The organism is Caulobacter sp. BP25 (assembly GCF_002737755.1).
Lineage (GTDB): Bacteria > Pseudomonadota > Alphaproteobacteria > Caulobacterales > Caulobacteraceae > Caulobacter.
On the sequence record NZ_PEGH01000007.1, the window covers coordinates 22116 to 35577 of the forward strand.

Below are 13462 nucleotides of genomic sequence, written 5' to 3' on the forward strand. Positions count from 1 at the left end.
ACTTTCGGGCCCGTCGGCGGCGAACCGCCTTCTCTGAGCGCGCAACCATCACGGCGCCCCTTAGCCCGCAAGCGAGTGGCGGCGACAAAACTGACCGATCGGTTGACTTCGGAGTGGCTGTTCAAAAATTACGCTAAGGGCGCCGACTTTTGGTGCATTTCCGGAATGGCGGCCAAATGGCCTTGCGACGCTCGGTTTCGCGCCTAGGATCGCCTCCAACGAGCGTTTGAATGGGGGTGGATATGCGCGACGACACGCCGGTTTTGATCGGTGCGGCCCAATTCACATATCGCGGAGAAGCGGGAAACTCGCCATCTCCGCTTGAACTGCTGAAAGTTGCGGCGGAACGCGCTGCACTGGATGCTGGGCTCAAGGGGTCTGTTCTTGCCGATCTAGACGCTTTGGCGGTCGTGGCGTTCAGCATCGACGCTCCGGGAGGGTTGTCTAAGCTACCGCTTCCGCGACTGAGCGATCCCTCGGCGTCGTTGGCGCGAGCGCTTTCGGCGAAGCCAAGCTGGAGCGTCTACACCGAGACTGGCGGCAACAGTCCCCAGCAGGCGGTCAACGTCGTCTGTGAGCGGATCGCGCAAGGCGAGGCTCAACTGGCCTTGATCGGGGGCGCGGAGTTCCTGGGTTCGCTGATGAAGCGGATGAAAGGCGGGCTCGGATTCGAGGGCTGGGCGGACGATATCGACAGCAAACCGAAACGGATCGGCGACCCGCGCCCCGGGGTGACTCCACAGGAGGCCGCACACGGGTTGGGTTATCCGGTTAACACCTATCCCTTGTTCGAGAACGCCCTAAGAGCGCGTGATGGCGTCTCGATCGAAGCGCATCAGAAGGCGCTGGGCGCCTTCTTCGCGCCATTCACGAAGGTGGCGGCCGCCAATCCCTATGCTTGGTTCCCGGTCGAGCGTTCGGCCGACGAGCTGGTCACCGTGACCGATCGCAACCGCATGGTCGGCTTTCCTTATGCCAAGTATCTCAACGCCATCATGGAGGTTGACCAGTCTGCCGCCGTCCTGATCGCCAGCGTCGGCAAGGCTCGCGAGCTGGGCATACCGCAGAGCAAGTGGGTGTTCCTACATGGCTGCGCCGACGCCTCGGACCTGTGGTACCCGCTGGAGCGGCAGAACTACCATTCCAGTCCCGCCATGCGGCTGACAGGGGAGCTGGCCTTCGAAATGGCTGGGATTACAGCGGCCGACCTTTCTTTGATCGACCTCTATTCCTGTTTTCCCTCGGCGGTCCGGATCGGAGCCGAGGAATTGGGCTTGGCGTTGGATGATCCAAGAGGCCTGACCGTAACCGGCGGCTTGCCTTATTTCGGTGGCCCCGGAAACAACTATGCGCTTCACGCGATCGCTGAAATGGTCACGCGCCTGCGCCGTCAGCCGGGCGTCTATGGGCTTTCGACCGCCAACGGCTGGTTCCTGACCAAGCAGTCCGTAGGCGTCTATTCGACCAAGCCTGTGGAGGGGCGCTGGGAGCGGCAGTCGCCTTCGGTTCTGCAGTCCAGGATCGACGCCTTGCCTCACCCAGAGATCGTCGAGAGGCCGGAAGGCCGTGCGCGGATCGAGACCTACACGATCGTGCATGGGCGTGAGGGTGTGCGGATGGGGATCGTCATCGGGCGAGACGCCCAGGACCGCCGCTTCGTGGCCCAGACGCCGGACGATCCTGCGGTGCTGCTTGATCTGGAGCGCCACGAAGGTGTTGGCCGAACAGGCACGGTTGGGGCGCACCCAGACGGCGTCCGCAATCTCTTCAGGCCGGATTAAGCGCATGAGCGGCATTCATGTTATCCGGCATGGCCGGCCTGCCTCGACCTGGGGAGGCGCCGATGATGATCCTGGTTTGGATGCGACGGGGCTGGAGCAGGCGAGGGCGGTCGCCCGCGAGATCATGGGCCTGTCGGCGGCGTTCCGACCAAGCCGCGTGGTGTCTTCGCCCCTGCGTCGCTGCAAGGAGACCGCCGCGCCTCTGGCTGAAGCCTTGGGGGTGGAGATCGAGATCGACCCTCGCGTCGGCGAGATTCCGACGCCGCGGGCGCTAACGGCGACCGAGCGTCCGGACTGGTTGCGGAAGGCGTTTTCGGGGCGCTGGACCGAGATTGCTGGTGATCTTGACTATGCTGCGTGGGCGCGGGGCGTGACCTCCGCCATCTTGGATCATGACGGCGCAGCTGTTTTCAGTCACTTCGTCGCCCTGAACGCTGCGGTCGCTACGGCCACAGAGCGGGACGAGGTTGTCGTCTTCCGTCCCGACCATTGCTCGCGCACGCTTTTCCGCGCGGAGGGCGGCCGCTTGATCCTGATCGAGAAAGGGCGCGAAGCTCAGAGCCAGGTGCTTTGAAGGAGTCGCCGTGGCGCGAGAGATTCTGACCGTCGCCCAGATGACCGCCGCGGATCGCGCCGCCGTCGCCAGCGGCACGCCGATCCAAGTCCTCATGGAGCGGGCTGGGCAGGCGGTCGCGGACGCAATCCGATCTCGATACCCACGTCAGCCGGTCGTGATCTGGTGCGGGCCCGGTGACAATGGCGGCGATGGCTATGTGGCCGCGCGGCATCTCAAGCAGCGCGGCTGGTCGGTCGTCGTCGAAGCCGCCTATCCTCCAGCGACCGACGCCGCGCGCTGGGCCGCTTCGCGCTGGAAGGGCGAGGTGCGACCGCTGTCTTCATCTCCCTCGTCGGGACAGCTCTACATAGACGCTCTGTTCGGAGCTGGGCTGACGCGTCCTTTAGAGGGCGAGGTGGCGACGCTGGCGCGGTCCGCACGAGACAGCGCCCCGCGCATCGTCGCGGTCGACACGCCCTCGGGCGTTCATGGCGACACCGGCCGCGCCTTGGGAGGCCTCGCGTTCCGCGCGGAGATGACCCTAACCTTTCATCGTCGGAAACGCGCTCATGTCCTGGCCGATGGGCGTGGAGCCTGTGGCGACGTGGTGGTGGCGGACATCGGATTGGGGCACATCGAGGCTCCAGACCTGTTTGAGAACGATCCTGACCTATGGCTTGCTCGTTTTCCTTGGCCCGCGTTCGATGCGCACAAGCACAGCCGGGGACGGCTGAAAGTCGTTAGCGGCGAGGCCTGGAGCACGGGCGCGGCGCGGCTCGCCGCTCGCGGTGGCCTGCGTGTCGGAGCTGGGGCGGTGACGGTGCTCTCGCCGCCTGGCGCTCTGGCTATAAACGCCGCGCATCTGGAGGCGATCATGCTGGCGCCTTTCGAGTCCGACGCCGATCTCGCCGTTGCGGCCGAAGTGGCTGACGCCGTGATCATCGGACCCGCCGCGGGCGTGGGGGAGACCACGGCCCGCAATCTCCAGGCCCTGGCGCGCACCGGCGCGGCGCTCGTGGTGGACGCTGACGCCCTGACCAGCTTTCGACACGATGCGGAGGACCTTTTCGCCTGTCTGGACCGCGACGATGTTTTGACGCCCCATCCGGGCGAGTTCGAACGCATCTTCCCAGGCCTGCTCGCCAAGTCGTCCGAGCGGGTCACGGCGACGCGGGAGGCCGCGCGGCGAGCCGGAGCGGTGGTGCTGCTGAAAGGGCCCGACACGGTTGTCGCCGCTCCGGACGGCCGGACTTCGGTGCTGCTGAACGGCACGCCCTGGCTAGCGACTGCTGGTTCGGGTGATGTGCTGGCCGGTTTCATCGGCGGGCTGATCGCGCAAGGTATGGAAAGCTTCGAGGCAGCCTGCGCTGGTGCGTGGATCCACGCCGAATGCGGGGCGCGCCATGGGCCGGGCTTGATCGCCGAGGATCTGCCAGGCTTGGCGCCTGCGGTGCTGGCGGAACTCCACGCGAAACGCTGAGTGGGCTTGCGCGGCGCGCTCCAAGTCCGTAATTCCCGTCGCACGCGGATGTGGCGAAACTGGTAGACGCACTGGATTTAGGTTCCAGCGCCGAGAGGCGTGGAGGTTCGAGTCCTCTCATCCGCACCAGACATCTCGCGGGACGCGGCTTGCGTCCCGCGAGTTTTGACCGATCGCGCTCTTGGATGCTCGCGCACGTCGTGACATAAGGGCGCTCTTTCGCCGCCCCGGCCTCGCGGGCGGCGTCGATCTTTTGGACCCCAGGGCGGAGATCGGGCGCTTGGCGCCTCGACCCGAGAATTAAGAATGTCGATGCAGATCGTTGAAAAGTCGGGCGAAGGCCTTAGCCGCGTTTTTGGCGTCACGGTGCCCGCGAGTGAACTGGCTACGCGCCTGGATGCGCGGATCGCCGAAGTCGCTCCGCAGATGAACGTGAAGGGCTTCCGTCCCGGCAAGGTGCCGACGGCTCACGTGCGCCGCCTGTACGGCAAGGCCCTGATGGGCGAAGTCGTCGAGCAGGCGCTGAACGAGACCACCCAAAAGGTCCTCGAAGAGAACAAGCTGCGTCCGGCGGGTCAGCCCGAGCTGAACCCGTCGTCGGACATGGAAAAGGTCATCGCCGGCGGCGAAGATCTGGCCTTCGAACTGGCCGTTGAAGTGATGCCGGAATTCGAGCCGATCGACCCGACGTCGATCGAGCTGGTCAAGCCGGTCTATAAGGTCAGCGACGCTGAGGTCGACGAGGCCCTGGATGAGCTGGCCAAGCAGGCTCGCACCTACGAGCCGCGCACGGGCAAGTCCGTGAAGTCCAAGGACGGCGACCAACTGCTGATCGACTTCGTCGGCACGATCGACGGCGTCGAGTTCGCCGGCGGCAAGGCTGAGGGCGCCGAGCTGGTTCTGGGTTCGGGCCAGTTTATTCCAGGCTTCGAAGACCAACTGGTCGGCGCTAAGGCCGGCGACGAGGTTGTCGTGAAGGTGAAGTTCCCGGAAGAATACCAAGCCAAGGATCTGGCTGGTAAGGACGCCGAGTTCGCCACCAAGATTCAAGAAGTCCGCGCCCCGGTCGACGGCAAGGCCGACGACGAGCTGGCCAAGCGCCTGGGTCTGTCGGACCTGGCCGCCCTGAAGGACCTGCTGCGTTCGAACCTGTCGGGCCGCTACGACAACTCCTCGCGCTTCAAGCTGAAGCGCGCCCTGCTGGACGTTTTGGACACCAAGCACGACTTCCCGCTGCCGCCGCGCATGGTGGAAGCTGAGTTTGCCGGCATCTGGCAACAGGTCGAGGCCGACAAGGCTCGCGGCGGTCTGCCGCCGGAAGACGCCGAGAAGTCGGAAGACCAGCTGAAGGACGAGTACCGCAAGATCGCCGAGCGCCGCGTGCGCCTGGGCCTGGTGCTCGCCGAGATCGGCCGCAAGAACGAGGTCGTCGTCACCGACCAGGAACTGACCGACGCCATCATGCGCGAAGCTCGCCAGTACGGCGCGCAAGCCCAGCAGGTGTTCGACATGTACCGCCAGCGCGCCGATCTGCAGGCGGCCCTGCGCGCCCCGATCTACGAAGACAAGGTCGTCGACCTGATCTTCGGCAAGGCCAAGGTCGAGGAAAAGGAAGTCTCCAAGGACGAGCTCCTGGAAGAAGACGATCTGCCGGAAGGCTACGGCGGCTAAGCGCCGATCGAGGCTGACGAAACGAGGCGCGGTTCGAAAGAGCCGCGCCTTTTTCGTGTCCGGAGGTTTTCGCCCGCGCCTTGCAACCTGTTAAGCGCCACGCGATATGCGTTGTCGACGGCGCGTGGGGACTGATTCGTTTCGCGCGGCCAAGACACACGAAAAGGGTGATACCCCATGATGTACGATCCGGTTTCGACGGCCATGAACCTCGTGCCGATGGTGGTCGAGCAGACCAGCCGCGGCGAACGCGCGTTCGACATCTTCTCGCGGCTGCTGAAGGAGCGGATCATCTTCCTGACCGGTCCGGTTGAGGATGGCATGGCTAGCCTGATCTGTGCGCAGCTTCTCTTCCTGGAGTCCGAGAACCCCAAGAAAGAGATCGCCATGTACATCAACTCGCCGGGCGGCGTGGTGACGGCTGGTCTCGCGATCTACGACACCATGCAATACATTAAGAGCCCGGTCTCGACGGTGTGCATGGGCATGGCCGCCTCGATGGGCAGCCTCCTGCTCTGCGCCGGGGCCGCCGGTCAGCGCATCAGCCTCCCGAACGCCCGCATCATGGTCCACCAGCCGTCGGGCGGCTTCCGCGGTCAGGCCTCGGATATCGAGCGCCACGCCGAGGACATCATCAAAACCAAGCGTCGCCTGAACGAAATCTACGTCAAGCACTGCGGTCGGACCTATGAAGAGGTCGAGCGCACGCTGGACCGCGACCACTTCATGAGCGCGGACGAAGCCAAGGCCTGGGGCCTGGTCGACCACGTCTATGACAGCCGCGAAGCGGCGGAGGCCGGCGCCGAATAGGCGTCTCTCTCCTCAAACGAAGAGCCGCTGATCCTTCGATCAGCGGCTTTTTTCTTGTCCTAAGACTGCGACTAATCGGCTCAGGTGATCGGCTTGCCCCGGAAGATTCGGTAGCCCTTCTCGTCGGCTATCGCGAGCATTTCAGTGTCGCCCGAGGTGTCGCCATAGGCGGCCGTCAGATGGACATCTGGCCCGAAGACCTCACGCAGCCGGACGACCTTCTCCTTGGCGCGGCAGTTGGCGCCGTCGAGTCCGCCAAGGATGCGGCCATCCTCTGAACACATCAGTCGCGTGCCGATCAGGACGTCGGCTCCCAGGCCTCGAGCGAAGGGCGCCACCGTGATCTCGGGTGAGGCCGTGACGATCGCGATCCGCGCGCCTTTGGCGCGCCAGGCGCGCCAGACCGCCACGGCGTCCGGGCGCAGCAGGGAGGGGGCGAAGGCCTGCGCGAAGGCCCGCGCGTCGGCCTCGATCTCGGCGACAGTCGCGCCTTTCATAAACTCGCGAACCGCGGCCGCCTTGAGCTTGCCGCGATTGCGGTCGAAGACGTAGGTCAGCAAGGCGGGGGTCAGGCGCAACACACCGCGCGTCCAACGCCGAGGTCCGGCGCGCCATTTCAGGAACGCGTTGAAGCTGTCCTTGACCGTCAGGGTGCCGTCGAAGTCGAACGCGACCAACGCTCGCTCGTGACCCATTTCGCCGGTCATCGGGCGCGAGGCGCTTAACCCCTTCGACATCAACGAACGCTTGGCCATCAACCTTCCATGCCGTTGCGCGGCGCGCTTCGGTTCCACACGATTCCACCCTCTGTAATAAGGGCTTCGGCGGGTGGCGGTAAGGCCAAACACGCGCAACGCTTGCGCCCGAGCGCCAATCGCCCAATTTAGATGGCGAGGTCATGACACGATCGGCCGCGTTGAAGCGTTTGAGGCGGGAAAGGCGCCGCCAAGGCTTGTGAAGCGCGCCCGGATCGGGGAATGTCAAGGATTAGACAACTCCCGGCGTATATCCTGGCTGCTTCGGTGGCGGCTTATGCGCTCGGAGGGGCGTCTCGGCGTTAAGCCGTATGTCGCCATAGTGTGAGAAGCGATCATGACGAAAGCCGCGAGCGGCGACACGAAAAGCACTCTCTACTGTTCTTTCTGCGGAAAGAGCCAGCATGAGGTGCGCAAGCTCATCGCGGGACCGACGGTGTTCATTTGTGATGAATGCGTCGAGCTCTGCATGGACATCATCCGCGAAGAGCACAAGATCGCCTTCGTGAAGTCTAAGGACGGCGTGCCCACGCCGCGCGAAATCTGCGAAGTCCTGGACGACTACGTAATCGGGCAAGGCCACGCGAAGAAGGTCCTCGCTGTCGCCGTCCACAATCACTACAAGCGCCTCAACCACGCTTCGAAGAACAACGACGTCGAACTGGCCAAGTCGAACATCCTGCTGGTCGGTCCGACCGGTACGGGTAAGACCCTGCTGGCCCAGACCCTGGCTCGAATCATCGACGTGCCGTTCACGATGGCCGACGCCACGACGCTGACCGAAGCTGGTTACGTCGGCGAGGACGTCGAGAACATCGTGCTGAAGCTGCTGCAAGCCGCCGACTACAACGTCGAGCGCGCCCAGCGCGGCATCGTCTATATCGACGAAATCGACAAGATCAGCCGCAAGTCCGACAACCCGTCGATCACCCGCGACGTGTCGGGTGAGGGCGTGCAGCAAGCTCTGCTGAAGATCATGGAAGGCACCGTCGCCTCCGTGCCGCCGCAAGGCGGGCGCAAGCATCCGCAGCAGGAGTTCCTGCAGGTCGATACGACGAACATCCTGTTCATCTGCGGCGGCGCCTTCGCCGGGCTTGAGAAGATCATCTCGGCGCGCGGCGCGGCCAAGTCGATCGGCTTTGGCGCCAAGGTCACCGATCCGGAAGAGCGCCGGACTGGCGAGATCCTGCGGAACGTCGAACCCGACGATCTGCAGCGCTTCGGTCTGATCCCGGAATTCATCGGCCGTCTGCCGGTGGTCGCGACCCTGGAGGACCTCGACGAGGCCGCCCTGGTCAAGATCCTGACCGAGCCGAAGAACGCCTTCGTCAAGCAGTACCAGCGCCTGTTCGAGATGGAGAACATCGGCCTGACCTTCACCGAGGACGCCCTGCATCAGGTCGCCAAGAAGGCCATCGCCCGCAAGACCGGCGCGCGCGGCTTGCGTTCGATCATGGAAGGCATCCTGCTGGAGACCATGTTCGAGTTGCCCAACTATGAGGGCGTCGAGGAAGTGGTGGTCAATGCCGAGGTCGTCGAAGGCCGGGCTCAGCCGCTACTGATCTACGCGGAAAAGAAGGGCGGCGCGGCCTCGGCCTGATCGCTCTCTGACTACGATATGAGCAACGCGCCTGTAGTGATGCGGGCGCGTTTCTCTTTATGTCGATGCACTCCATGGGTGCATTGACGTCGCTCTCGCCTTAATGAACCCTGTTCTTCGAGATGGCCGAGGAGCGCTATGGAGACGTTCGAGGTCGAGGGGCGCGCCTTGCATGGCCAGTTTTTGCCGGGCGAAGGTCAAGGCGATACCCTGATCGTGCTGGCGCATGGCTGGAATGCAACCGGCGCCAAGATGCTTTCCATGTCGGAAGAGGCGAGGCGGCTGGAGCCGACCGCCGACCAGTTCATCGCCGAGCTGGGCAGTGGCCTGCTCAGCTTCGCTAAGCCTCTTCAGGTCGCCAAGCGGCTTGCGATCGACATCGCCTGCCTGGATCGCGCACATGGCTATTCCAAGATCGTGATCGTGGGGCACAGCGCCGGCGCCTTGGTCGCTCGCGCGGCCTGGCTTCGGGCTGCCGGGGCGCGGGAGCGCGGTGATATCGGAAGGCGACTGCACCCTTGGGCGGACAAGGTCGAACGCATCGTCCTAATGGCTGCGATCAATCGCGGATGGTCGGACAGTGTCGCGATAAGCCCCCTCCAGAGGCTGCTGTTTGCTGCGCTGGCGGTCTGGGAGTTCTTCACCTACGGCCTGCTTCAGCGATGGATCGGAACGACCGGCTACATCCTGGAGATGCGTCGCGGCGCGCCGTTCATCACCGGCCTGCGGCTCAAGTGGTTGGCCATGGCGAAGCATCGAAAGCTGCCGCTGGTGGTGCAGGTCCTGGGCACGATTGACGACATCGTGTCGCCCAAGGACAATGTCGATCTGATCGCTGGTGACGATTTCATCTACCTTGAGGCGCCGCAATCGGGCCACGCCTCGATGATCCGGCTAGACGAGCCGGTCGTAGGGGAGGAGCGTAAGAGAATATTCGCCCTCGCCCTCACCGGGGATTCCGCAGCCCTCAAGAGGAAAGATCGCGCCGACGAGGTGGCCGACAACCTGAGCGACGGACTGGACGATTTTGACGAGGAGCTGGCCGACGCCGCTGACAAGCGAGAGAAAGTCAGGCGCGTCGTCTTCGTGATCCACGGCATACGTGACTACGGCTTCTGGACGAAGAAGATCGCCGGGCGGGCGAAGAAGTTGGGTGGCGGACAGACGCAGTGCCGGACCGTGACGTCTAGCTATGGCTTCTTTCCGATGGGCCCGTTCGTTTTCAAGGCTCTGCGTCGCCGCCGTGTCGAATGGCTGATGGACCAGTATGTTCGCGCCAGAGCGCTCTATCCGTAAGCAGTGTTCTCCTACATGGGGCACAGCAATGGCACGGCGCTGCTGGCCGGAGCGATGACCCTCTCTCCCGCAATCCGCTTCGATCGCCTGGTCTTCGCCGGCAGCGTGGTGCGGCGTGACTATGAATGGAAAACCTTCCTCGATCGAGGGCAGGTGGATGGCGTGATGAACTATGTCGCGACCAACGACTACATCGTCGCCGCTTTTCCCAAGTTCATCCAGTGGCTGCCTTACGCAGACTTGGGATCGGCAGGGTTCGATGGTTTCGATGGCTTCAAGCCTTTCAATGGCAGCAGGGCCAACGACAGCAAAAACCTTGAGGAGGTCAAATTCGCGCGCGGCGGACATGGCGCGGCGCTTCGGGAGGCGTTCTGGAATCAGGCCGCCGGGTTCTTGGTCCGCAAGCCTGTCGAACTCATCGTCAGCCCGACCGAAGTCAGCGCCAAGCGCGATTGGCCGCTGCGGTTGGCGAATGGGATCCTGTCCCGGACCGCCGTGCCGTTCATCCTGTTCGTCATCGGCGTGATCGGCGCAGGCATCTTGTTCGGACTGTCTTGTGTGTGGCCTTGCACGCCAGCCTGGGCCGTGGCCTTGCTGTTTCTCGCCTATGTCGGGATCGTGAAGATGGTCCTCACCCGCCTTTAGGCGCACCTTTTTCGTGGATAAACCGGCTTCGTAAACCTCTTGGACGGCCGGTGGGGCTTTCGCGCCACGCAAAGCTTGGGCGAGCGAAAGTCCTCTTCCCGACAGTCTTTAGGCGAACTTGCCCGCTATAGAGCCAAGCGGGGTATATCCACTTCAACTTGACCGGACATGCGCGACCTGTTGCCGCTGTGAGGCGAGTAAGCTTGAACCCGGTTGTAAAACGTCCACATAAATAACGACATTCCGCCCAGTCCAGGGCGGACGGGTCGATCGACTCAGGCGCATCGTCTGACGTGACGGCGGCCCGCATGGCCAAGGCGCTTCCTCCGCCGCGGCCGGGAGTATTGAGCACATGTCCGAACTACGTACGCTTCCTGTCTTGCCGCTGCGGGACATCGTTGTTTTCCCGCACATGGTGGTGCCGCTCTTCGTGGGCCGCGACAAATCCGTGCGCGCCCTCGAGGAAGTGATGCGCGGCGACAAGCAGATCCTGCTCGTGACGCAAAAAAACTCGGCGGATGACGATCCGGCGCCGGGCGACATCTTCGACGTCGGGGTGCTGGCCACCGTCCTGCAACTGCTGAAGCTGCCTGACGGCACCGTGAAGGTGCTGGTGGAGGGCAAGGCTCGCGCGGCCGTCGTCAAGTTCACCGACCAGGAGTCTTTTTACGAGGCCCAGATCGGCGAGGTCAGCGAAGACGAGGGCGCCGGTCCCGAGGCTGAGGCGCTGTCGCGCGCGGTCGTCGAGCAGTTCGAAAACTACGTCAAGCTGAACAAGAAGGTGCCGCCGGAAGCCCTGGCGTCGATCCCGCAGATCGCCGAGCCGGGCAAGCTGGCCGACAGCATTGCCGCGCACCTCTCCGTCAAGATCGGAGACAAGCAGAACCTTCTGGAGATTTTCGACATCGTGAAGCGCCTGGAAAAGGTCTTCGCCCTCATGGAAGGCGAGATCTCGGTGCTGCAGGTCGAGAAGAAGATCCGCTCGCGCGTGAAGCGTCAGATGGAGAAGACCCAGCGCGAGTACTACCTGAACGAGCAGATGAAGGCGATCCAGCGCGAGTTGGGCGACCCGGATGATGCGCGTGACGAACTAATCGACCTCGAAAAGCGCATCAAAAAGACCAAGCTCTCGAAAGAAGCGCGCGCCAAGGCCGAGGGCGAGCTGAAGAAGCTGCGCAACATGAGCCCAATGTCGGCTGAGAGCACAGTCGTCCGGAACTATCTGGACTGGCTGCTGTCGATCCCGTGGGGCAAGGCCAAGACCAAGAAGATCGACCTCAACGAAGCTGAGGGCATGCTCGACGCCGATCACTACGGTCTGGAAAAGGTGAAGGAGCGGATTCTCGAGTATCTGGCCGTCCAGGCTCGAACCAACTCGCTGAAAGGCCCGATCCTGTGCCTCGTCGGCCCCCGGGCGTCGGCAAGACCTCGCTGGGTAAGTCGATCGCCATGGCGACCGGCCGCGAGTTCGTGCGCATGAGTCTTGGCGGCGTGCGTGACGAAGCCGAGATCCGCGGTCACCGCCGCACCTACATCGGCTCGATGCCCGGCAAGGTCATCCAGTCGATGAAGAAGGCTAAGACCACGAACGCGTTCGTCCTGCTGGACGAGATCGACAAGATGGGCAGCGATTACCGCGGCGATCCCGCCTCGGCCCTGCTGGAAGTGCTCGACCCGTCGCAGAACTCGACGTTCGGCGACCACTATCTGGAGGTGGACTACGACCTGTCGCAGGTGATGTTCGTCACGACGGCCAATAGCCTGAACATGCCCCAGCCTCTTCTGGACCGCATGGAGATCATCCGCATCCCCGGCTACACCGAGGACGAGAAACTCGAGATCGCCAAGCGGCACATCCTGCCGAAGCTGTCCAAGGATCACGGCCTGAAGCCGGCCGAGTTCATCGTGCCGGACAAGGCGATCCGCGACTTGATCCGCTACTACACCCGGGAAGCCGGCGTGCGGTCGTTGGAGCGGGAACTGGGCGCCCTGGCGCGTAAGACGGTCCGTGACCTGGCGCGTGAGAAGCTGGCCTCGATCACGATCGACGACGAGCGCCTGGCCAAGTACGCGGGCGTCAAGAAGTACCGCTACGGCGAGACCGATGAGGTCGATCAGGTCGGCATCGTCACGGGCTTGGCCTGGACGGAATTCGGCGGCGATATCCTGACCATTGAAGCCGTGAAGATGCCGGGCAAGGGTCGTATGCAGATCACCGGTAACCTCAAGGACGTGATGAAGGAGTCGATCTCGGCCGCCAATAGCTACGTCCGGTCGCGGGCGACGCAGTTCGGCATTAAGCCGCCGATCTTCGAGAAGACCGACGTTCACATCCACGTGCCGGACGGCGCCACGCCCAAAGACGGTCCGTCGGCCGGTATCGCCATGGCCCTGGCCATGGTCTCGGTGCTGACCGGTATCCCGATCCGCAAGGATATCGCCATGACCGGCGAGATCACGCTGCGCGGCCGTGTCACCGCCATCGGCGGCCTGAAGGAGAAGTTGCTGGCGGCTTTGCGCTCCGGCGTGAAGACCGTGCTGATCCCTCAGGAGAACGAGAAAGACCTCGCTGACGTGCCTCAGAGCGTCAAGGACGGCCTAGAGATCATCCCGGTCTCGACGGTCGACGAGGTGCTCAAGCATGCCCTGACCGGGCCGCTGACGCCGGTCGAGTGGAATGAGGCCGAGGAGCCGATTGCTGCGGGTGCGAAGAAGGATGACGGCGACAGTGACGCCATCCTGACCCACTAAGCGTAACTTATTGATGATAACTTATACGGCGCGGGAGTTTCCCGCGCCGCTCTCGTTTGACGAGGCATTTTCTGCCGCCATAATCCCGAGCGAGCTCAGCGCCGTAAGCAAAAACAC

The 13462-nt window shown here is 63.5% G+C and carries 9 protein-coding genes, 1 tRNA gene and 1 pseudogene; 10 read left to right on the forward strand and 1 reads right to left on the reverse strand.

What is annotated here, in order from left to right:
* Positions 1-230 precede the first annotated feature (230 nt).
* From CSW59_RS03965 to CSW59_RS03990, 6 genes are all read left to right on the forward strand, one after another.
* A complete protein-coding gene (locus tag CSW59_RS03965; protein ID WP_099442814.1) occupies positions 231-1781 on the forward strand; it encodes an acetyl-CoA acetyltransferase in 1551 nt (516 codons plus the stop codon).
* Positions 1782-1785: 4 nt separating this feature from the next.
* Complete coding sequence (locus CSW59_RS03970) at positions 1786-2355, forward strand: histidine phosphatase family protein (RefSeq protein WP_099442815.1); 570 nt, start codon at positions 1786-1788, stop codon at positions 2353-2355.
* 10 nt (positions 2356-2365) lie between these two features.
* Positions 2366-3817, forward strand: coding sequence for an NAD(P)H-hydrate dehydratase (locus CSW59_RS03975; protein ID WP_099442816.1), 1452 nt, complete (start codon positions 2366-2368; stop codon positions 3815-3817).
* Between the two features lie 44 nt (positions 3818-3861).
* Positions 3862-3946: transfer RNA gene (locus tag CSW59_RS03980), tRNA-Leu, on the forward strand.
* A gap of 183 nt (positions 3947-4129) precedes the next feature.
* On the forward strand, positions 4130-5488 hold the full coding sequence (tig, locus tag CSW59_RS03985; RefSeq protein ID WP_304441814.1) for a trigger factor: 1359 nt from the start codon (positions 4130-4132) through the stop codon (positions 5486-5488).
* Positions 5489-5665: 177 nt separating this feature from the next.
* The gene (locus CSW59_RS03990; RefSeq protein ID WP_099442818.1) at positions 5666-6298 is read left to right on the forward strand and encodes an ATP-dependent Clp protease proteolytic subunit; all 633 of its coding nucleotides are present in this window, start codon (positions 5666-5668) and stop codon (positions 6296-6298) included.
* 80 nt (positions 6299-6378) lie between these two features.
* Here CSW59_RS03990 and CSW59_RS03995 read toward each other — a convergent pair whose 3' ends face one another.
* Positions 6379-7053, reverse strand: a complete 675-nt coding sequence (locus CSW59_RS03995; protein ID WP_099442819.1) for an HAD-IB family hydrolase — start codon at positions 7051-7053, stop codon at positions 6379-6381.
* A gap of 337 nt (positions 7054-7390) precedes the next feature.
* On the opposite strand from CSW59_RS03995, the gene clpX reads away from it, so the two are divergent.
* From clpX to lon, 4 genes and pseudogenes are all read left to right on the forward strand, one after another.
* Entirely contained in the window at positions 7391-8653 is a 1263-nt protein-coding gene (clpX, locus tag CSW59_RS04000; protein ID WP_099442820.1) for an ATP-dependent protease ATP-binding subunit ClpX, read from the forward strand.
* Between the two features lie 138 nt (positions 8654-8791).
* Positions 8792-9949, forward strand: coding sequence for an alpha/beta fold hydrolase (locus tag CSW59_RS04005; protein ID WP_099442821.1), 1158 nt, complete (start codon positions 8792-8794; stop codon positions 9947-9949).
* Positions 9950-9952: 3 nt separating this feature from the next.
* The gene (locus CSW59_RS04010) at positions 9953-10594 is read left to right on the forward strand and encodes a hypothetical protein (RefSeq protein ID WP_143754944.1); all 642 of its coding nucleotides are present in this window, start codon (positions 9953-9955) and stop codon (positions 10592-10594) included.
* Positions 10595-10946: 352 nt separating this feature from the next.
* A pseudogene (lon, locus tag CSW59_RS04015) lies at positions 10947-13345 on the forward strand (endopeptidase La).
* Positions 13346-13462: the final 117 nt, after the last annotated feature.